A 22225-nucleotide genomic window follows, 5' to 3' on the forward strand; every position below is an offset into this window, starting at 1 on the left:
ACATATCATAACTATAACATGAAACTCAAATCACTTTTATTAGCCACATTGCTGGTTATGACATCTTGTTCAGACAATGATGACTTGCCGCTTGATAATTCACAACAGACAATTACTGAAAATACAAGTAAAATATCATGGAATTATCCTGTTTTGTCACCTGTCTTTAATGGGTTGGAACAAAATTATATGTTCGAATATGATGCTCAGGGAAGGATTATAAAAAAGATAGGAGGCAAGCTGGAACATTCCGGAGGTACGGGATTTCCTTATTCTTATTCAAAATCTGTATATACAATGGTAACATATACAGGAAATACTGCAATTATGAGAAATTATAGCTCTGATCCTGGTTTCACTGTTCAGTTGAAGGAAAGACGGTTTGAATTTGATAATCAAGGTAGAGTTATTAAAGCAGTTATTCCAGAGGTCTATAATTCATATATGGATAAGTATTTGACCTATACTTATGATGCTTCAGGAAAGTTAACTGAGATTTTAACTGAATATCCAAATATTCCGTATGATCCAACTGATCCGCAAGATTATATTTTGACTTACGTAGAAAAGTTTATTTATAACACCTCAGGAAATCTAGAAAAGGCAATTAAAACCGAAAAGCATAATAATATTGATGCTTATATTACGAATGAAATTACATTGGATAATTTTGATTCTGCACAAAATCCATTTAAGAATTTGGGTATTTTTGAAGAGTATTTCTACTTTTCATTATCAAAAAATAATCCTCAGAGAAAAATTTCAAAAGAATTTAAACCTTATAGCTCCGAATTTTTTCTAAGCCAATCAAATTGGACTAATCAATATAATTCTGATGGAAGGCTGAAGCTTTTTTACTAAAGAACTATTTAAAATAAAATTGAAGACCGTCTCAAAATTGAGATGGTCTTTTTTCTTTAAAGTCATTTAAGATTTTGCTTATTCTGAAAAAATGTCTAACTTCGTTCCAAACTTTAGGGGTGTCTGTTGCCAACAGACTGAGACTTTACCCTTTGAACCTGATCTGGATCATACCAGCGTAGGGAAAAGTAGATGACTTTTGCTGTACATTCTATTGTACAATAATGGCCATTCCTAAAGTATATTTAATTTATTAGGAATGGAACTTATAATCAACCACACCCGAAAAACATTTGATGTACTTCCTGCCAACCTGGAAGCATTACTGGCTATTGAGTTACCCGGAAAGAAAAAAGGTATTGCTGTAGCGCTCAACAACCGAATTATTCCGCTGTCAGTCTGGGCGGAAACCATCCTCAATAACAACGATTCAGTGTTAATCATCACTGCCACTCAGGGCGGTTAATTCTCATATTTAATACCAATACTTATGGCTCACTCCATTACATGTTCGCCATTTCCGAACTCAAAGAAAATCTATGTTGAAGGAAAATTACACCCTATCAATGTAGCCATGCGTGAAATACAGCTTAGCCCAACCAAACCGACCAATGGCGGCTTTGAACATAATGCTCCGGTAACCATTTATGACACTTCGGGGCCTTATACCGATGAAAATGCAGTCATTGACATTCAGAAAGGACTTCCAAGAATCAGAGAACAATGGATTCTGGATAGAAATGATGTGAATATTCTGGAAGGGATTACCTCAGAATACGGAAAAGCGCGTTTGGCAGATCCTCGTCTTGATGAATTGAGGTTTTCCTATGATCATAAGCCTAAAGTAGCACAGGAAGGAAAAGAAATTACACAGCTTTACTATGCCAAGCAGGGAATCATTACTCCGGAAATGGAGTATGTGGCGATCAGGGAAAACCAGAGAATAGAACAGCTTGAATCCGTATCAAAAGAAATGGCATTTCAGCATCCGGGCCACAGTTTTGGAGCGAATACTCCTAAAAGTAAGATCACCCCGGAATTTGTAAGAGACGAAATTGCTGCCGGAAGAGCTATTATTCCCAATAACATTAACCACCCGGAAAGCGAGCCGATGATTATCGGGAGAAATTTCCTGGTAAAGATCAATGCGAATATCGGAAACAGTGCCGTTTCATCCAGTATTGAAGAAGAAGTGGAAAAAGCAGTATGGGCCTGCCGATGGGGAGCAGATACTATTATGGACCTTTCAACCGGTAAAAATATTCACGAAACAAGAGAATGGATCATCAGAAACAGTCCGGTTCCGATTGGTACCGTTCCAATCTATCAGGCATTGGAAAAAGTAAAAGGTGTTCCTGAAGATCTTACATGGGAAATCTTCAGAGATACTTTGATTGAACAGGCTGAACAGGGAGTTTCTTATTTTACCATCCACGCAGGAGTTTTACTAAGATATATTCATCTGACAGCCAACAGAGTAACCGGAATTGTATCCAGAGGAGGATCGATTATGGCAAAATGGTGCTTATTTCATCATAAAGAAAGTTTCCTGTATACCCATTTTGAGGAGATTTGTGAAATCATGAAGAAATACGACGTAGCTTTCTCTCTGGGAGACGGTCTTCGTCCGGGATCTATTGCAGATGCCAATGATGCAGCGCAGTTTGCAGAACTTGAAACTTTAGGTGAACTCACTAAAATTGCCTGGAAACATAATGTACAGGTAATGATTGAAGGACCTGGGCATGTACCAATGCATATGATCAAAGAAAATATGGATAAACAGCTGAAAGAATGCCATGAAGCGCCATTTTATACTTTAGGTCCTTTAACAACGGATATTGCACCGGGTTATGATCATATTACTTCAGGGATCGGAGCAGCAATGATCGGATGGTTTGGATGTGCGATGCTTTGCTATGTAACTCCAAAAGAACATTTGGGACTTCCGAATAAGGATGATGTCAAAGTTGGGGTGATCACTTATAAACTGGCAGCCCACGCGGCAGATTTAGCAAAAGGACATCCGGGCGCACAATACAGAGACAATGCATTAAGTAAAGCAAGGTTCGAATTCAGATGGGAAGATCAGTTCAATCTTTCATTAGACCCGGAAACAGCAAGAGCATATCATGATGAAACCCTTCCGGCAGAAGGAGCAAAAATTGCTCATTTCTGTTCCATGTGCGGACCAAAATTCTGTTCGATGAAAATCACTCAGGAAATCCGTGAATCTGCAGAAAAAGGGATGCTGGATAAATCACAGGAATTCATCGAAAAAGGAAAAGAAATTTATATATGATCCTCGTTATCACTCCTGAATTGATTGTTCCGAACGAAACTGATCTTATTAATCAGATGTTTCAGGAAGGTCTTGACCTGCTTCACATCCGTAAACCATGGATCAGTCGTAATGAAATGATTGAATTCCTCACTCAGATTGATGAAACCTTTCATTCACAGCTGGTTTTGCATATGTATTATGATCTTGGGAAGGAATTTACGATTTCAAGGTTTCATTTCAGGGAGATTGATCGGCAGGAAGAAATGTATAAGTCTTTTGTGAAAGAAAATACCCTTTCAACTTCGGTACATGATATCACAACCTATAATACTTTGGATAAAGAATGGGAGTATGCTTTCATAAGCCCGTTCTTTCCAAGTATCTCTAAAAATGGATATGGACTGGATTCTACTATAAAGGAAGAAATAAAACACCGGAATAATCCGGATGTCAAATTGATTGCTCTCGGAGGAATTGATCAGGATAATATTCATGAAGTTTTCGAATCAGAAATCGATGGAGTCGCTTTATTGGGTGCCATTTGGGAGAGTGAAGAACCATTAAATGTATTCAGAAAATGCAGGAACGTCCTTATGTCATAAGCATCACAGGCTTCGATCCCAGTGGCGGAGCAGGCTTATTATCAGATAGTAAAACTTTTGAACATTCAAAAGTAATGGGATTGGGAGTGTGTACGGCATTAACATTACAGACCGCTTCCAAGTGCTTAAGCCTGGAATGGCGTCCCATAGATGAAATAACTGAAGCCATTCAGGTGCTGATGGAAAACTATTCCGTTTCCGCCGTGAAAATTGGAATAATGAAGGATGCCGAATTTCTGGGTAAGATTGTGGAAACAGTTCAAAAAGGAAATCCCGAAGTGCAAATTGTTTGGGATCCCGTTCTGAAAAGCACTTCGGACTTTAATTTTTTTGATCTGGAAACTCTTCTTCAATTAAAAAAAGTTGTTCATAAACTCAGTTTGATAACGCCTAATTATAACGAATACAGTATTTTAAAGGAAAATAATCTTCTGCCGGATACTCATCAATGCGCATTGCTGATCAAAGGAGGACATAGAGAAGATCATTTGGGAACAGATATTTTAGTTGAAAACGGAAAAGAGATTCTTTTAGCTCCAGCCGAAAGGAATACAACCTATTTTCCAAAGCATGGTTCAGGTTGTGTTTTATCCTCAGCCATTACAGCAGAACTTGCGAAGGGGAAAAATATGGAAACGGCCTGCTGGAATGGAAAATTATACATCGAAAAATTTTTAAAAAGCAATTCCTCTTTACTGGGAACGCATTCATAAAAACATGGAAAAATTACAATACATATCACAGGGAAATACAATACAGGAACAGGAAAAGCATATCCGTAACGCTTTGGATAATGGAATCAAATGGGTACAGGTTCGATGGAAAAATGCGCCTGAAAATGAATTAATCAGTCTTTGTGAAATTTCAAAACAGCTTTGCTCAGCATATCAGTCGGTTTGTATCATCAATGACCATGTACAGATCGCTAAAGAAATAGATGCTGACGGAGTACATTTAGGATTGGATGACTGTTCTGTCGATGAAGCAAGACTGATTCTTGGAAAAAACAAAATTATTGGCGGGACAGCTAATACCCTTTCAGATGTGATCAGGAGAATCAAAGAATCGTGTGATTATATTGGTTTGGGACCATTGAGATTTACCACCACGAAAGAAAAGTTAAGTCCTGTCCTTGGATTTGAAGGATACCGGCATATCATTGACGGGTTAAAAGATAAATCAATAGAGATCCCTAAAATATTTGCCATCGGGAGCGTTAATCCTGAAGATATTTTACCGCTACAGGAAATCGGGATTTATGGCGTTGCTGTTTCAGGAATTATTACCAGGCAGCCCGCTATTATTAACGAATTAAAAAAAGTAATGATATGAACAATCAGAAATTAGAAATAGCAGGAAGAATTTTTGAATCCAGACTGTTTTTAGGGACAGGAAAATTCGGAAGTATGAGAGATATGGTGCAGTCTGTTATCGCATCAGAAAGCAATATGGTAACGATGGCGCTGAAAAGGATTGATGCCCAATCCAATGAAGATGACCTGCTTGACTCATTAAAAGAAACCCATGTTCATCTTCTTCCTAATACTTCCGGAGCCAGAACTGCCAAAGAAGCCGTATTGGCAGCTCAATTAGCCAGAGAAGCACTGGAAACCAACTGGGTAAAACTAGAAATTCATCCCGATCCGAAATATTTACTGCCGGACCCCATTGAAACCTTATATGCCACTGAAGAACTGGCGAAATTAGGATTTGTTGTAATGCCTTACATTCATGCCGATCCGGTTCTGTGCAAAAGACTTGAAGATGCAGGAACCGCAGTGGTAATGCCATTGGGAGCGCCTATTGGAACGAATAAAGGACTAAAAACACAGGATTTTCTTGAAATAATCATCAGCCAGAGCAACGTTCCTGTAGTGGTAGATGCCGGAATCGGGGCACCTTCAGATGCCGCAAAAGCCATGGAAATGGGGGCTGACGCCGTTTTGGTGAATACTGCCATTGCTGTAGCCAGAAATCCGTTGAATATGGCTGTCGCTTTTAAAGAAGGAGTGATTGCCGGAAGAAGAGCTTTTGAGTCAGGGTTGGGAGCCATTTCAAGTCATGCTGAAGCTTCAAGTCCGCTGACTTCGTTTTTATTTGAATAATCAGGATTATGAAAAGCTTTAAAGATGTTTTTGAAAACTACCAGTGGGATGAGGTAAAGAATAAGCTTGAAAATGTAAGTCTGGCCGATGTAAGATACAGTCTTCAGAAGAAAAACAAAACGATTGATGATTTCCTTAATCTTCTGTCGCCAGCCGCTTCTCAGGAACTCGAAATGATGGCAGTGATGACGAGGGCACTTACCCAGAAACGTTTCGGAAAAACCATTCAGTTGTATGCACCACTGTATCTCAGCAATGAATGCCAGAATATCTGTACCTACTGCGGATTCAGTCTTGATAACAATCTGAAAAGGAAAACCCTTTCTGATATGGAGTTGATGATTGAAGCATCAGTCCTGAAATCAATTGGAGTAAACCATGTATTGCTGGTAAGTGGTGAAGCCAATAAAATAGTGGGAGTTCCTTACTTTCAGAATGCTGTACGTAAGTTAAAGCCACATTTTTCCAACATTTCCATCGAAGTTCAGCCTTTAATGGAAGATGAATACAAACTGCTTCATGAAGAAGGGGTACATTCCGTATTGGTCTATCAGGAAACCTATCATCAGGATGTCTACAGAGAATACCATCCGAAAGGTAAAAAATCAAATTTCCATTTTCGTCTGGAAACTCCCGACAGGATAGGTAGAGCAGGAATTCATAAGATCGGGCTGGGAGTCCTGCTTGGGCTTGAAGATTGGAGAGTAGATAGCTTCTTCAATGCCTTACACATCGATTATCTTCAGAAACAGTACTGGAAAAGTAAGTTTTCTGTTTCCTTTCCAAGGCTCAGACCTGCTGAAGGAATTATTGAACCTAATTTCATAATGGAGGACAAAGATCTTCTTCAATTGATCTGTGCGTATAGAATCTGGAATGAAGACCTTGAAATCTCCATTTCTACCAGGGAAAATGAAGTGTTTAGGAATAATATTGTTTCTCTGGGAGCAACCGCTATGAGTGCAGGTTCAAAAACAAACCCTGGAGGATATGCGGTGGATAAAGAATCTCTGGAACAGTTTGAAACCAGTGACGAGCGAAGTATGGATGAAATTAAAATCATGATCAAAAAGGCAGGTTATGATCCTGTGATGAAAGACTGGGATTCTGTCTACAGTGGATTTTAAAATTTTTAAACCAGTAAGGACTTTGAAGAAGTGAAGCTGAATTAAGAAAAATCAAAGATTTTTAAGACAGCTTTTTCAAGCGAAGCTCAACTTAACTATTCTTAAAAGCTTGAAGAATCTTAATGGTTCAATGATAATTATGAAAGAAGATTATTTTTCACGGTACAGCCGGCAGATATTTATTGATGAAATAGGACTGGAAGGACAAAAGAAAATAAGGTCATCCAAAGTTCTTGTCATAGGAGCAGGAGGTTTGGGAAGTCCAGTTATACAATATCTGGCCGCAGCAGGAGTAGGAACTTTAGGTGCTGCAGATTTTGATGAGGTTGAACTTCATAATCTGAACCGGCAGATCGTCCATACCGAAAACAGAGTGGGATTATCCAAAGTGAAAAGTGCTGAAACCTTTGTAAAAGAACTCAATCATCAGGTTACATTCATAGGAATTGAAGAAAAAATCAGTAATGATAATGCTGAAGAAATCCTTGCTCAATATGATATTATTATTGATGGTTCAGACAATTTTTCAACAAGATACCTGGTGAATGACACCTGTGTGCAATTACAAAAAACTTTGGTTTACGGAAGTATCTTAGGGTTCTCAGGACAAGTTGCTGTGTTTAATCATAACGGAAGTAAAAACTTAAGAGATATTTTTCCGGAACCGCCCTTTGATGAAGATCTTCCGGATTGTGACAGCCTTGGTGTATTGGGTGCCCTCCCCGGAATGATAGGAAGTATGATGGCACTTCAGACCTTAAAAATCATAACAGATCTTCCGGTGAATGTTAATCAGCTGACATTGGTAGACACGCTGAACTGGAGATTTCAGACGGTAGATTTCTGATGTAAATATAAACACTAATGTCACAAATGTTTTCACAAATAACACCATTTTATTAGCAATACATATCAATAGGAACGGGCTTTAGCTCGTTTTACTTTTATAAAACCATCCATTGGCTTTAGATTCTGTGTTAACTTCCAAATATTTTTTATACATTTATATTTATAAAAGCGACCTTGAGTTAGCTTGCGTAGGGTGAACGTCTTTGATTTTTACCCTACTTTCTTCAAAATCTATCTGGTAAAAAGTTTTATTTTTAAATAAAATATACATCAGTTCCAAGAGTTTTCTTTGTACAGCAACCAATCCCTTCATTTTAATTCCTGTTTTTTCTGTAATTCTTTGAAACAAATCCTGATGGTTTTTATTCATTTTGACGGCTGTCATGGCAGGAAAATGTAATGTTTTTCGAATATTTTTATTTCCTTTCTTACTAATTCTTGGCTTACCTTTTATTGATGTTCCGGACTGTTTCTCGCGGATATCTAATCCTGCATAACTTACCAGTTGTTTTTTATTTCTGATTAGCTCAAAACCATTGGTTTCAGCTAAAACAGCAATTGCCGTTGATTTTCCAATACCCGGAATACTGCTCAACAGATTAACTCCCCTGGTAGCCTCAGGACTTTTCTTTACCTGTGCAAGCATATCCTCATTAATTTCTTTCTCCTGTTTTTTCAATAGCGAAATACGCTCGGTCAGCCGTTTTATGGTTCTTGAATTCGGAAGAGCTTGAGTCTTTTCAGCATGCAGCTGATTCATACACCTTACCCTTTCCTGAATAACCTGGTTTTTCTCGCGGCTTAGCTGCTGAAGTTCTTTATACACAAGGTTTGCGGGTTGCCATAATTCTAGTTTTCTGCTTAAACCAAACTGTGTAATAGCTATGGAACAGCTTTTATCGGTAATGGTTTTGATATCCAGAGTCCTGATGAAATTACTGATCTTATTAGGCAGCACAATGACTGTTTTTTCTTCCTTTGCATAAAGAAAATGAGCAAATCTTTCATGATACACCCCTGTAGCCTCCATGACAAAAATAACCTCTATATTAAGTGTCTTTTTGCTGTACACCCATTTAAGAAGTGATTCAAAGCCTTTTTCGCTGTTGCTAAAAACTTTATAATCTTTGATTTCTGTACTTAGATCTTCCATTAATTTGCCAAAACTTGCCACCAGTTCATCTTTGGCTACATCTATTCCTACAACCTGTTTTAATGCACTCATATTTTTATCTTTAAATAAAAGCAAGTCTTCCTTCGTTTTGTCTCCTGATTATTATCCAAGATATCTTTTTCGATTCTTTAAATTCTGTTCAAACTCTAAAAGGAATAAAGAAGTGAGGACATTTCTAAAGCACAATATACTTCCTGAGTTATTTAGCCAAAACTGTTCTCTCACCCCTTTTGCTTTGTATGTAAATTTATTCTTTTGCAAACATAGGAGCCAAAACTTACCTGCAAAAAAATAGGCGGTAATTATTTACCGCCTATTTTTATTTTATTACAAAGAAGGATTATTGTGCCTGCTGCATTACACCCCCGGTATCTTCTTTTTTGGTCTGATTTAAAATATTCGGATCTTCTTTCGCCAATTTATTTCTCGTCGGAATTTTATAGTTGATGGAAAGTCCGAAATTTCTTGTGTCGTATTTGCTGTAGATCATCACCGGATTTCCTGATGGCGGATTAGAACGTACCTGCATCACCTGTCCGTTGAAAATATCGTTTGCAAAAACCGAAAGTGTCAGACGGTTGTTCATAAACTTCTTCGTCAATGTAATATCAAAAGAGTTGTTGAACGGTTTCTCTGCAGTAAAGTAGAAATATCCTGCCTTTGGAGTCAGATAGCTGTAATTGGCTGTCAGTTTGATGTCTTTAGGCAAAATAATCTGAGTCATGATATTGAAAATCCAGAACCCTTTATTGTTCAGATTATCAATTTCATGCTTCTGATATCCTGCATATAAATACATGAAGTTAATTTTATCCGGATTGAAATTAAATTTCATGATTTCACTCAAAGGCTTACTGAAAATCATAAAAGGAACCGGTAACCCCACATTGAAATTGTGAATTTTCATATTGGAAATATTCACCTGCTCATTGAAGAGTTTCCTTCCGTCTTTTCGGATGATCTGTGCTACCTGATTGCTTGCCGAGCTTACGCTATATCCGATAAACGCATAGTCAAAAGCTGATATTTTCAATTCATAATTATCAAAAATAGTAGGCTGTAGATTCGGGTTACCATTTACTTCTGTACTAGGTCCGGAGAATGTTACGTTATTCGGGTTCAGGGCAGAAATACTTGGCAGACTGATTTTTCTGTTGTAATTCGCGGCAATATAAACCTGATTCATCATGTTATACTGTACACTTGCGTTCGGGAACAGCTTAAACTTATTAAAAGGAATCAAATCAGCTTCCTCCAGTTTTGTATCTTTATCAAAATACCTTGTTATCCCTGAAATATCATAATTTTCAGCACGGGATCCCAACGTGAAATCAAACTTTTTCAGTTTAGCCTGGAACTCCAAATACGTAGAAGCAGTCTGTCTCTGATATTCCAGATTGGTCAGTCCAAAACTTTCTGTATCATAATCCTGCCTTTCATATAATCCTCCAAAACTTACTTTCCCACCATCAAGAAGCTTGATCGGCTGTGCGTAATCTACTTTGAAGTTGGCAATATTCATCACAGATTTATTATTCAGAATATCTTTTAATCCATTGGTAGGGCTATCAAGAGGCTCATTGGGATAAGCTACAAACGTCCCATCCTGAAAGTAATTATCCTGAGAAAATTTGCTGTCTGATCTTGTATACCCAAACTGGAAATCCAGTTTTTGAGATTTGTCAGCAAAACGTTTCTGATAGGTTACAACCGCTTCCTGTCTCAAATTATTGGTATGGGCAACGTCAGAAGAAGTATAAAAAGCTTCTTGTAAATCTTTCGGGTTTCTTCTGAAGGGCAAATCTCCATGTCCGTCACTTAAAGTGTAGTTGTCATTATTGTTGTGATAAATATCGTAGTTTAATAATAATCTGTCCTGCCCTAAATCAAAAGTCAATCCGGATTTTGCAAAATATCCACGTGCATATCTATCGGTATGACTGCTCAAAAGCTCATCCTGCTGGCCATTCAGCATACTTTCACGGTAATTCTGCCCAACATTCAGCTGCCATCCGAAATATTTATTTCTTGCATTTAAATTAACAGAATTAGTCGTTCTGCTTCTGTATTGGTCATAATTTGTAAAAGAATAATTCCCTGAATACGTAGCGGTTAAATATTTATTTGCATTTTTGTTGGTGATGATATTCATGATGGCACCTCCGGAAGTTGCCGGAAACTCAGCACCTGGCTGGGTGATCACTTCAATTCTCTCTACGGAATTGGCGGGCATCCCTTCCAGGAAGGAGTTCAATTCATTGGAAGTGATGTTCAGAGGTCTTCCGTTAAGATATACTTCCAGCATTTTTCCCTGATACATCATCCCGGCAATATCGGTAGATACAAGTCCCGGAAGTTTTTTAATTCCTTCCAGAACGTTTCCGTTATTCAGCTGAGGCTGCTCAGAAAAGTCAAAAATAGTACGGTCTGCTTTTTGTTCAACGGCTTTTTTAGTTTTGGTAATGACTACGCCTTCAATTTGCTTTTCCTGAGGTTTCTTATTTTTTTCCTGAGAAAAAATAAGAACAGAACTTAATAAGGATAAAGCGAAAATTGTTTTTTTCATAATGTTTTTACTGTTATCCGGTTAGACGCTGAAAAAGATAATTTGTTACGCTAAAATGTTGAAAATCGAAAATTTAGGCTAAATTTTTTTTATTTCGGAAATAATTATATCTTTGCCAGGTAATTATCAAGAATCTCTAGATGGGATAGCAACCTGCAAAAACAAGCAAGGTGCTGCAATCGATAAGCCGGATCTTCCGGAAAAAATGTTTATCATTCTATCATTACTCCCATCTTGAATTTTTGTTTTAAAAGTTAAAATCAAATGTTTAAAGACAAGGGAAATCACATTCCATCAGTAATTTTTTATTCTTCAGATCATGAAGTGAGCCTTCATTACTCTGATATGTTCTCATGCCATTTCTACATGCGCATGTGTTGTTGTTTCTAGCCTTTTCTATTTCTAAAAAATAATACAAACATTTCGAATTCTATGGTAACCTTACAATTTAGGGCTACAGGATCTGTATTGCTTAAAAAACAAATTTCATCAACAAAAAAGTACACAACAAACATGCATAATTTCAAAAAAAGAATTTTTATTCCTTCTATCGTGCTTATTTCTTCATTTTATTACGCACAGACGGACACTTTACAATCGAAGAAAATAGAAGATGTGGTTATCCTTGGATCAAGGGGTTCCGGAAGATCTTTGACGGATACTCCTGTTCCGGTGGATATCATTAATATATCTAAAATTTTAAAACAGAGCCCGACGAATAATATCAGCCAGGCTTTAAACTATATCGTACCCTCATTTTCATCCACATCACATACTGTAAATGACGGAACTGATTTTGTGGATCCGGCACTGTTGAGAGGGTTAGGACCGGATCAGGTTTTGGTATTACTCAACGGAAAAAGAAGATATCAGTCTTCACTGATTAATGTTACCCTTACGCCGGGAAGAGGTTCTGTAGGAACTGACCTTAATGCTATTCCTGCTTTTGCATTGGAAAAAATAGAGGTTTTAAGGGATGGAGCTTCTGCCCAGTATGGATCTGATGCGATTGCGGGAGTGATAAACCTCGGACTGAAAAAAAGGCTGGGCCTTTCCGGACAGGTATTTTTAGGTGGATATGCTTCACCTGTTGCCAATAATTTCTCCGGAGGGGTAGACGGACAGACTGTTTCTGTAGACCTTAATTATGGCGCTAAAATAGGTAAAACCGGATTTTTTAATGTTACCGGTTCCGCCCAATACCGTGATCCTTATTCCAGAGCAGGAGTGAGGGAAGGAGATATTTTCAACGCCTATAATGCCATTAATTACCGGGCATTACAGGATGGAGTGAATATTGACGGCTTGTATAAAAACATTACCAATACTTCCAATACTCAGCAAATCATCAATACCATTAAACAGTATGCAACTAAGGTTGGATATTTTGCACCTGATTTTCAATCTCAGATTTCCGGGGCAAACAGCATTTCTGAGCTTCAAAAAATATTGGGTAAAGATTTTACCTCTGAGGAGCTTAATTACAGAGGATTGGAGAGAAAAGATTTCAGTTTGAGAGCAGGGCAGTCTAAACTGCAGTCCGGACAGCTCTTCTTCAATTCTGAAATTCCTGTAAATGAGGATTGGAAGGTTTATTCATTTGGTGGCTACAGTTACCGTCTTGGTAATGCAGGAGGATTTTACAGGCTTCCAAATAATGAAAGGAATATCAATGCAGTTACTCCCAACGGATATCTGCCTCAGATTGAAGCCACTGTAAATGATTATTCCCTTGCAGCCGGAATTAAAGGAAAATGGGATGGCTGGAATGTGGATTTCAGTAACACATTCGGGAAAAATGTTTTCGGTTTTGGTGTTGTCAATACTTTTAATGCATCACTTACAGATAGTTCTCCAAGAACCTTTGATGCCGGAGGATCTGAATTCTCACAAAATACCGTCAACCTTGATTTCTCTAAGAAATATAATGTTCTGAAAGGGTTGAACATTGCGTTTGGTGGTGAATACCGATACGAAAATTATAAAGTAAATGCCGGAAAGGAAAACTCTTATGCTTCTTACGATATCTATGGCAGGGTAGTAACAGCCAAAACCCCTGAAAATGAAAAAGTAACCGATTTTTTTGGAAATGTAAGACCCGCAGGAGCTCAGGTTTTCCCCGGCTTCAGTCCTGAAAATGCAGTTTCCGGAAACAGAAACAGTATTGCAGCTTATGCTGATGCAGAACTGGAAATTACGGACAGATGGTTATTGGAAGGAGCTGTACGGTATGAGAATTATTCAGATTTCGGATCTACATTCAATTATAAGGTGGCAACCAATGTAAAACTGGCTTCCAATCTCAACTGGAGAGGAGCTGTTTCTACTGGGTTCAGAGCACCTTCATTAGCACAAATCTATTACAGTTCTACTTCTACGCTGATTCAGCAGGGAAAAACAACGCAGGTAGGTACTTTCAGAAATAATTCTGAGGCTGCACAGGCATTGGGTATTCCAAAATTAAAGCAGGAAACCTCGCAATCCTACAGCACAGGAATTACCTGGAAGATTCCGGCATTAAGCCTTACTTTCACAGCAGATGCTTATTTAATAAAGATTAAAGACAGAGTCGTACTGACCGATCTCTTCTATCGCCCTGATGGTAATTTTACTCCTGGCTCGGATCAGGCCGTTCTACAGGATGCTTTTGATCTTGCAAGAGCCAGCGCTGCCAACTTTTTTGCCAATGCTGTAGATTCTCAGACAAAAGGCCTTGATATCACCATTTCCCAGAACTCAAAAATCTCATCAGGAATTTCCCTGGAGAATAATCTGGGAATCAATTTTAATCAGACTAAAAGAGTCGGGGATATCCACGCGTCTCCTAAACTGGTAAGTCAGATCAATAATTATTTCTCAGAACCGAACAGAGTCTATTTTGAAGAAGCTGTACCCCGTGTAAAAGCTACATTGGGCAATACGGTAAGAGTTTCCGGATTTACTTTCGTACTGCGTAATTCTTTCTTTGGTAAAGTGACCGATGCAGATGTTGTGGATGCTAACTTTGATGGTGTAACAGGAAATACAGAGCATTTCGTCCTTAACCGCCGCGTGATAACAGATCTGTCAGTAGGTTATAATTTTAATAAAAATATTTCAGCAACCGTAGGAAGTAATAATATCTTTAATATTTTGCCTTCTAAAAGCCCCGCAATAAGTTCATTAACAGCAGATAACCAGTTTGTCTATTCCAGACAGGTTTCCCAGTATGGTATAGGCGGAAGGTTCTTGTTTGCAAGAATTGAATTCAGCTTCTAATATAAAGACTGAAGTTTTGATTAAAAAAAGACAGAGACTGAATCTCTGTCTTTTTATTTATTTCAGTGAAGAAAATTCAATGAATTCATATTCTGCGGAAGAGGTAAAAAGTTGTCTAAGTACTGCTGCATGTCCATTTCCTGCAATGACAAGAATTCTGTCTTCTCCGTTGTGAGGAATGTTTTGAATATTGCGGAACATTCTCAGGTTTCTGCTGTACCAGTAAAGAGCGAGCATATCGGCGCCGTCATATTCTCTTAGTGTAAAGTCACCGCTAAGATAAGCCCCGTATCCGTACTGATGGCTTTCTTTGGAATTCATATAAGTAAAAGTGTCCAGAAGAGATTTAAAATTTTTAGGCTCAGAACTCTTGTAGAAGGCAATAAACTGTTGGGAGATCGGGTCATCACTTCTGAAATCATAATCCTTGCTGAGGTTTTTAAAAAATGCAGAATCAGTTTTCCCAAAATGTTTTTCAAGGTCATCCAGAACAGATTCTGCGTCAATGCTGAACAATTCGTTTATTGTAAGCTCACTGGCTAGTCTCATAGCTAGCTGATAACGCTCATCTCTTTTGTCACGGTGTTTGCCTTCGCTGTATTCCTTTAGCTTTTGATTGGCGTTCCAGCCTGGCCAGGCTTCAATTGCAATCTTTGTCGGCTTAAATCTTTTGATATATTCTACCAGTTCTGTGACTTCTTTTGCTGTTTTGGGAGAAAGTACATCTACCTGATCTTCTTTATTGGTTTTATGGGCATCCAGATTTGGATAATCAAAATGAAAGGAGCCTACCACCAAAACCTTCGTCTTTGGATTTTTAAAATAATCTGAAGGCTTTTTTTGAGCAGATATCAATGTAGAAAGGCATACAAGAAAAATATAAATAAAGGTTTTCATGAGTTTATTTTTTTAAATTACTGTTACATTATTATTGTGCACGGTTTTTCTCTTCGAAATTCACCGCTCTGTTATTGGATTTGATTTTCTGGTTTCCCAAATTATAGGTAACGCTGAGTGTCATTCTTCGGGCATCCCAATAGTTGTTGAATGACTGTGTATTATCTGTAAAATACATATCACCCTTATATCCGGACTGTTTAAAAATATCACTCACCGAAAGATTAACCTGGAGTGCTTTTTCCACAAAGCTCATCTTTATTCCGGCGTCAAGACTTGCTCTGTTCCTTACAGCGGTGTATCCGTCACGGGAAGGAAGATTATGCCAGTAGTTGACAAATAGCATGAACGTTTTAGCTTTATTCAGCTGGAACGTATTATTGAGGGAATAATAAAATGACTGTCCGTTTTTAGGAACCAGATTGAACCTTGTAATCTGAGTCTCATTATAACTGAACGAAGTCGAAATATTGCTTTCCCAGATTTTAAAGAAAGTATCTGTGTAATTCAGATTGATACCATAATTATCCTGATTATAGTAATTCTCAAACGTGCTGATGAGGTTAATTCCGGTCAGGAATGTGATCTGGTCAAAGTTATTTGTTGTTCTCTGGTAGTAAAGATTGGCAGAAAACTTACTTTTAAACATATAGTTAAGTTCTATATTATGATTAAAAGAGGGCTGCAGGCTTGGGTTCCCTGAATAATACGTGTTCGGATTGGAATACCATCGGAACGGATCCAAAGCCCGGAAATAAGGGCGGTTGATTCTTCGGGAATAATTAATGCTGAACTGATTATCCTGATTGGCTTTATAAGAAAGATAGGCCGTAGGGAAGAATTTACCGTAATTATTCTCAGATTTTGCCTGTGTAGAAGGAGAGAAACCGCTGGATTGTGAATATTCATAACGGATTCCTGCTTTCACAGACCATTTTTCGCCAAGATCTTTACTGACGCTGATATAAGCGGCATAATTCTTTTCATTATAATCAAAAAGATTGCTTTTTGCAGGGTCTATGGTGTAATTTCCATTGATAAAATTAAAATATCCGATGTCCGAATTATTGGAAAACTGGCTGTATTTTGCTCCGGTTTCCAACTGTATTTTTTTGAAATTTAAAGTTAAATCTGCCTGCCCAGAATAGATCTTATAATCTACTGAAGAAAGATTTTTTACGATCTGTGTTGAGTTGTTAGCGACATTTCTTGTGGTAAAATTTACCTCTGTATCGGGCAGATTTCCATAATAATTAGCACCTATGCTGAGCTTATGTTCCCCAAATTTCTGATCAAAATATAAATTAAGCATCTGTGAAGTAAATGAAGAACGGTGCTTTGAATCTGTGTCTGTTTGCAAAGTAGGAGTGGTCCCGGTAAAGTAATGTTGTTTTGAATTGATATCCATATTGGAATGTCCTTTCGAAATATCATATACCAGTCCGATATTGGAATTTTTAGAAAGAGAATAATCAATATTAACATTCAGTCCCAATCCGTCATTCATATCCCGTCTTTCATCCCTGCTTACAGAAGAGCTTTGCCCGGTAATTTTATAATTTTCCACCGATCTTTTATCTCCGTCATATCCCTGAAACTTGATAGATGCTTTCACTTTTTCATTATGATAGTTTACTCCTGCTACTGTGCTGAATGCTGCATAAGTCTTTTGGGTATAATTCGTGGTCAGGTAGCCGCTCCATCCGGGATTCTGATTTTTTTTAAGAACAATATTGATTATCCCGCTGTTTCCCTGAGCTTCGTATTTGGCAGGAGGAGTGGTGATTACTTCAACTTTCAATATATTTTCGGATCGCAGGTTCCTCAGATAATTGATTAGCTCAGATCCGGAAAGATTCAGCATCCGGTCATTAACCATCACAGCAACGCCATTTTTTCCGGCAATGGAAAGCAGCCCTTTATTTTCATCTACCTGCAGTAAAGGTGTACCAGCCAAAACTTCAGTGCCTGAACTTCCCTGTGAAAGCATAGAGTTCTGAACATTGTAAACAAGACGGTCCACTTTACGTTCCACCATAACTTTTTTACCGTTCACCGTAACTGCTTCTATTTTGTTGACATTGGCGGTGTCTTTGGTTTGTGCTGCTGAAAAAGAACAAATCAGGGTGGCTATAAATACAATGTGTTTTTCCATATTATAAAAGACAGATTGAATGATATTTATATTACATTTCTCTGACAAAAGTACCGGAAGAGGTTCTATGAGAAAACAGCATTTAGATGAAGAAGACAATTATTCATGTCAAAAAAGTTTCGTCGGAAAAAAACAGGTTTTTATCGAAAACAATTGATGAATTATGCCTTTAGAGATTTATATTTGAATATGAATAAAAAGCAAATTATCTGGCTTCAAATTATTTACTGGGGGTTCAATTTCATAGGAACTGTCATTACGCCTAATTTTTTTGTTCCGGATACAAATCGTCGGGAAGTACACATTCTGAGGGTTACATTTTTCATTGTGAAAATTGTCACATTTTATATATCCTATTTCTTTATTTTCCCAAAAGTTTTTAAACTTGAGAAACTGTATTCTGCCGTTTTCGTTTTTATGCTGACCCTATTATGTTTTGCCAGTATGAGATACGCTTTGGAAGAAATGATTCTGCCTTCTACTCTTGGCTTCCGGAATTATGATGAAGAAACCGGACTTCTCTACTATTTTTTCGATAATATTTACAACAGCTCTCTGACTACTTTCATTGCCGGTATTCTTTGGATTCTGGAGAAATATGGAGTGGCTGAAAATGATAAAAAGCAGCTTCTGATCGAAAAAAAACAGGCTGAACTTCAGGCTCTGAAAACCCAGATCAATCCTCATTTTATTTTTAATTCTTTAAATAATATCTACTCGCTTGTCTATCAGAAATCGGATAAGGCGCTTCCGGCTATTGAAGAACTGGGGCAGCTGCTGAGGTACAGCACGAAAGACCTTGAAAAAGATTCCATTTCGCTTGATAAAGAAATCGGATATATTGATAGTCTTATTGCGCTGGAGAAACTCAGGATCAGAAATCCGGAACTGCTGATCATAGAGAAAAATATTCAGCATCCTCACCTTAAAATTTCTCCGATGCTACTGGTTCCTTTCGTGGAAAATGCCTTCAAACATGGGGATTTTCGTGATAAAGGTTTTGAAATGAAAATCTCAGATCATCATAAAGTTCTGCATTTTTATCTTTTAAATTTTAAAACACAGAAAATGAAAGATACTGTTTCAGGAATAGGAATTCAGAATGTGAAAAAAAGACTGGAAATTCTGTATCCCAAACACCAGCTTGAGATCAAAGATTCGGAAACGGAATTTATTGTAGATTTAAAAATTGATTTAAGGGATGAATAAGTTAAAATGTATTATCGTGGATGATGAGCCGCTGGCCATCTCACTTCTTGAACATTATGTGGAAAAAATTCCTTTTCTTGAACTGGTTTTTTCTACAGAAAATCCGATTCACGCCCTTGAATACCTTAAGAAAAATGATTCAGATCTTATCTTTCTGGATATTCAGATGCCAGAGCTTACGGGAATCAATTTTATGAAAATTGTAGGAACCCATCAGAAATATATTTTAACAACAGCCTATTCGGAATATGCATTGGAAGGCTATGAGCATAATGTCGTGGATTACCTTCTGAAACCTGTTTCTTTTGAAAGATTTCAAAAAAGTGTTTTAAAGGCTCAGGAGCGTTTTTCTTTTCCACAGGAAGAAAATACTCATTTCTTTGTAAAGTCTTCAGGGCAGAGGCATCGCGTAAGTTTCAATGAAATCCTGTATATTGAAAGCATCAAAGATTATGTTAATATCCGTACAGAAAATGATGAATATATCGTTCTGGATACGCTTAAATCTATGGAAAGCCAGCTTCCTGAAAAATTTGTAAGAATTCATAAATCTTTCATTGTCAATCTGGATAAAGTGAAAAGTATCGGGGCTAAAAAAGTGATTCTTCCTGATGATGAGATTCCTATCGGAGAAAGCTATAGAGCAGGTCTTCTTGATAGAATTTCATAATAATCATATGAGAGCTACAGGTTTCTAAAACCTGTAAGGTTTGGAATAATGTACCACAAAGTTCAGCAAAAGAAATTTTAAGACATTTAAAATAAAAAAGACGGCTTCAACTGAAGTCGTCTTATATTAATTAATCTAACAATTAATCTTATTTTTCCTGTTGTTTGATCAGGTTCAGCGCAGAACCAGCTTTAAACCAATCAATTTGCTGATCGTTGTAAGTATGGTTCGCCATGATGATATCTTTAGTTCCGTCAGTATGAATGAACTCTAAAGTAAGTTGTTTTCCCGGAGCGAACTGATCAAGATCTAAGAAATTAACAACATCATCTTCCAAGATCTTATCATAGTCTGCTTCATTAGCGAAAGTGATTCCAAGCATTCCTTGTTTTTTAAGGTTGGTTTCATGAATTCTCGCGAATGATTTTACCAATACAGCTTTCACTCCTAAATGTCTTGGCTCCATGGCAGCATGCTCTCTTGAAGAACCTTCACCATAATTCTGGTCTCCTACAACGATTGTTGGAATACCAGCCGCTTTATAAGCTCTTTGTACAGCCGGAACTTCACCGTATTCACCGGTTAATTCACTTTTAACTTTATTGGTCTCCATGTTGTAAGCATTCACTGCTCCAATCAACATGTTGTTTGAAATATTATCCAGGTGACCTCTGTATTTCAGCCATGGTCCAGCCATAGAAATGTGGTCGGTAGTACATTTTCCGAAAGCTTTGATCAATACTCTTGCTCCTGTAATGTTTTTACCGTCCCATGCCGGAAATTCTTCCAATAACTGAAGTCTGTCTGAAGTTGGGCTTACATTCACAACAACTTTAGAACCGTCCTCTGATGGAGCCTGGTATCCGTTGTCGTCTACAGCAAATCCTTTTGAAGGAAGTTCGAAACCTTTAGGCTCGTTAAGTTTTACCTGTTCACCTGCTTCGTTAGTTAATGTATCCGTAATCGGGTTGAAATCCAATCTTCCTGAGATCGCTACAGCAGCTACCATTTCAGGAGAAGCTACAAATGCATGGGTATTTGGGTTACCGTCAGCTCTTTTCGCAAAGTTTCTGTTGAAAGAGTGGATAATAGAGTTTTTCTCTCCTTTTTCCGCACCTTCTCTGTCCCATTGTCCGATACATGGTCCACAGGCATTGGTAAAAATTCTTGCGTTTTCAAATTTTCTGAAAGAATCCAGGAATCCGTCTCTTTCTGCTGTGAATTTTACCTGTTCAGAACCTGGATTGATTCCCAGGATAGCTTTAGGTTTAACGCCTTTTGATACTGCATCTTCTACAATGGAAGCCGCTCTTGATAAATCTTCATAAGAAGAGTTGGTACAAGAACCGATAAGCGCCCATTCCACTTCTAATGGCCATCCGTTAGCTTCAGCTTTAGCTCTGAATTCAGCAACAGGAGTTGCTAAGTCCGGAGTGAAAGGTCCGTTTAAGTGAGGTGTCAATTCAGAAAGGTTGATTTCTATTAATTGATCGAAATATTGTTCAGGGTTAGCATATACTTCAGCATCCCCCGTTAAGTGTTCAGCAATTTTATCAGCGGCATCTACTACGTCCTGTCTTCCTGTAGCGGAAAGATATCTTCTCATAGAATCATCATATCCGAAAGTAGAAGTGGTAGCCCCGATTTCAGCACCCATGTTACAGATCGTACCTTTACCGGTTGCGGAAAGAGATTCTGCACCTTCACCGAAATATTCCACGATACATCCTGTACCTCCTTTTACGGTAAGAATTCCGGCAACTTTTAAGATCACATCTTTTGCAGAAGTCCATCCGTTCATTTTACCGGTTAATTTTACTCCGATAAGTTTAGGCATTTTAAGTTCCCAGGCCATTCCTGCCATTACGTCTACCGCATCAGCACCTCCTACACCAATAGCAACCATTCCCAGTCCGCCGGCGTTTACCGTATGCGAGTCGGTACCAATCATCATTCCTCCGGGAAATGCATAGTTTTCCAGGACAACCTGGTGAATAATACCTGCTCCCGGTTTCCAGAATCCGATTCCGTATTTATCACATACAGAGCTTAAGAAGTTGAATACCTCGGAGTTTTTGTTGATTCCTTCCTGTAAGTCTTTATCAGCACCTACTTTAGCCTGGATAAGGTGATCCGCGTGAGCAGTAGAAGGAACAGCCACTTTAGCTTTTCCTGCCTGCATAAACTGTAAAAGTGCCATCTGTGCGGTAGCATCCTGCATCGCTACTCTGTCCGGTGCAAAGTCCACATAAGAGTTCCCTCGTTCATACGCTTGTGTAGCATTTCCTTCCCAAAGGTGGGTGTAAAGGATTTTTTCTGAAAGGGTAAGAGGTTTTCCCACAATTTGTCTTGCTGCTGCAATTCTTTCAGGGTAACGTTCGTACACCTTTTTGATCATATCAATATCAAAAGTCATATCGTATTTTAGTTTTGTTCTTGTTCTGTTAATGCTTCTTTTCCCTGTGTTG

At 38.0% G+C, this 22225-nt stretch carries 18 protein-coding genes and 2 riboswitches; of the genes, 13 read left to right on the forward strand and 5 right to left on the reverse strand.

Annotated features, from left to right (window positions below):
* Nucleotides 1-18: 18 nt before the first annotated feature.
* From AB1278_RS02390 to AB1278_RS02430, 9 genes are all read left to right on the forward strand, one after another.
* Nucleotides 19-861, forward strand: coding sequence for a hypothetical protein (locus tag AB1278_RS02390; protein ID WP_202839970.1), 843 nt, complete (start codon nt 19-21; stop codon nt 859-861).
* A gap of 105 nt (nt 862-966) precedes the next feature.
* Nucleotides 967-1063: riboswitch (TPP riboswitch) on the forward strand.
* A 57-nt stretch (nt 1064-1120) separates the two neighbouring features.
* Complete coding sequence (gene thiS / locus AB1278_RS02395) at nt 1121-1327, forward strand: sulfur carrier protein ThiS (protein WP_047377339.1); 207 nt, start codon at nt 1121-1123, stop codon at nt 1325-1327.
* 24 nt (nt 1328-1351) lie between these two features.
* Complete coding sequence (gene thiC / locus AB1278_RS02400; RefSeq protein WP_429812187.1) at nt 1352-3163, forward strand: phosphomethylpyrimidine synthase ThiC; 1812 nt, start codon at nt 1352-1354, stop codon at nt 3161-3163.
* A complete protein-coding gene (locus AB1278_RS02405) occupies nt 3160-3747 on the forward strand; it encodes a thiamine phosphate synthase (RefSeq protein WP_429812190.1) in 588 nt (195 codons plus the stop codon). Before thiC ends, AB1278_RS02405 begins: the two co-directional genes overlap by 4 nt.
* A complete protein-coding gene (locus tag AB1278_RS02410) occupies nt 3723-4460 on the forward strand; it encodes a hydroxymethylpyrimidine/phosphomethylpyrimidine kinase (protein ID WP_429812193.1) in 738 nt (245 codons plus the stop codon). The genes AB1278_RS02405 and AB1278_RS02410 overlap by 25 nt, the downstream gene beginning before the upstream one ends.
* A 4-nt stretch (nt 4461-4464) precedes the next feature.
* Nucleotides 4465-5079: a thiamine phosphate synthase gene (locus AB1278_RS02415; protein WP_202839963.1), complete on the forward strand. Its 615-nt coding sequence runs from the start codon at nt 4465-4467 to the stop codon at nt 5077-5079.
* Nucleotides 5076-5852, forward strand: a complete 777-nt coding sequence (locus AB1278_RS02420; protein WP_202839961.1) for a thiazole synthase — start codon at nt 5076-5078, stop codon at nt 5850-5852. Before AB1278_RS02415 ends, AB1278_RS02420 begins: the two co-directional genes overlap by 4 nt.
* Nucleotides 5853-5860: 8 nt before the next feature.
* Nucleotides 5861-6979 (forward strand): 2-iminoacetate synthase ThiH, encoded by a 1119-nt coding sequence (thiH, locus tag AB1278_RS02425; protein ID WP_429812197.1) that lies wholly within the window; start codon nt 5861-5863, stop codon nt 6977-6979.
* A gap of 130 nt (nt 6980-7109) precedes the next feature.
* A complete protein-coding gene (locus AB1278_RS02430; RefSeq protein WP_429812200.1) occupies nt 7110-7826 on the forward strand; it encodes a HesA/MoeB/ThiF family protein in 717 nt (238 codons plus the stop codon).
* Between the two features lie 162 nt (nt 7827-7988).
* Here the strand turns inward: AB1278_RS02430 and AB1278_RS02435 are convergent, their stop codons facing one another.
* Entirely contained in the window at nt 7989-9053 is a 1065-nt protein-coding gene (locus AB1278_RS02435) for an IS110 family transposase (protein WP_227944447.1), read from the reverse strand.
* Nucleotides 9054-9342: 289 nt separating this feature from the next.
* Nucleotides 9343-11568, reverse strand: coding sequence for an outer membrane beta-barrel protein (locus tag AB1278_RS02440; protein WP_429812204.1), 2226 nt, complete (start codon nt 11566-11568; stop codon nt 9343-9345).
* Between the two features lie 118 nt (nt 11569-11686).
* Nucleotides 11687-11784: riboswitch (SAM-I-IV-variant riboswitch) on the forward strand.
* Nucleotides 11785-12081: 297 nt separating this feature from the next.
* On the opposite strand from AB1278_RS02440, the gene AB1278_RS02445 reads away from it, so the two are divergent.
* The gene (locus AB1278_RS02445) at nt 12082-14826 is read left to right on the forward strand and encodes a TonB-dependent receptor plug domain-containing protein (RefSeq protein WP_429812207.1); all 2745 of its coding nucleotides are present in this window, start codon (nt 12082-12084) and stop codon (nt 14824-14826) included.
* Between the two features lie 57 nt (nt 14827-14883).
* Here the strand turns inward: AB1278_RS02445 and AB1278_RS02450 are convergent, their stop codons facing one another.
* Nucleotides 14884-15723 carry a DUF5694 domain-containing protein gene (locus AB1278_RS02450; protein WP_429812210.1) on the reverse strand — a complete coding sequence of 280 codons (840 nt, stop codon included), beginning with the start codon at nt 15721-15723 and terminating at the stop codon, nt 14884-14886.
* Between the two features lie 31 nt (nt 15724-15754).
* A complete protein-coding gene (locus AB1278_RS02455; RefSeq protein WP_343639397.1) occupies nt 15755-17878 on the reverse strand; it encodes a TonB-dependent receptor domain-containing protein in 2124 nt (707 codons plus the stop codon).
* Nucleotides 17879-17897: 19 nt separating this feature from the next.
* Here AB1278_RS02455 and AB1278_RS02460 point away from each other — a divergent pair, with 19 nt between their 5' ends.
* From AB1278_RS02460 to AB1278_RS02470, 3 genes are all read left to right on the forward strand, one after another.
* Complete coding sequence (locus tag AB1278_RS02460; RefSeq protein WP_411414497.1) at nt 17898-18035, forward strand: hypothetical protein; 138 nt, start codon at nt 17898-17900, stop codon at nt 18033-18035.
* A gap of 170 nt (nt 18036-18205) precedes the next feature.
* Complete coding sequence (locus AB1278_RS02465; protein ID WP_411414498.1) at nt 18206-19087, forward strand: sensor histidine kinase; 882 nt, start codon at nt 18206-18208, stop codon at nt 19085-19087.
* Complete coding sequence (locus AB1278_RS02470) at nt 19080-19757, forward strand: LytR/AlgR family response regulator transcription factor (protein WP_202839947.1); 678 nt, start codon at nt 19080-19082, stop codon at nt 19755-19757. Before AB1278_RS02465 ends, AB1278_RS02470 begins: the two co-directional genes overlap by 8 nt.
* Before the next feature lie 148 nt (nt 19758-19905).
* On the opposite strand, the gene AB1278_RS02475 is transcribed toward AB1278_RS02470, so the two are convergent.
* Nucleotides 19906-22173, reverse strand: coding sequence for an aconitate hydratase (locus AB1278_RS02475; RefSeq protein WP_110009967.1), 2268 nt, complete (start codon nt 22171-22173; stop codon nt 19906-19908).
* Nucleotides 22174-22225: the final 52 nt, after the last annotated feature.

Origin of the sequence: Chryseobacterium sp. NRRL B-14798 (genome assembly GCF_050470705.1) — a bacterium.
In the GTDB taxonomy this organism is placed as follows: domain Bacteria; phylum Bacteroidota; class Bacteroidia; order Flavobacteriales; family Weeksellaceae; genus Chryseobacterium; species Chryseobacterium cupriresistens.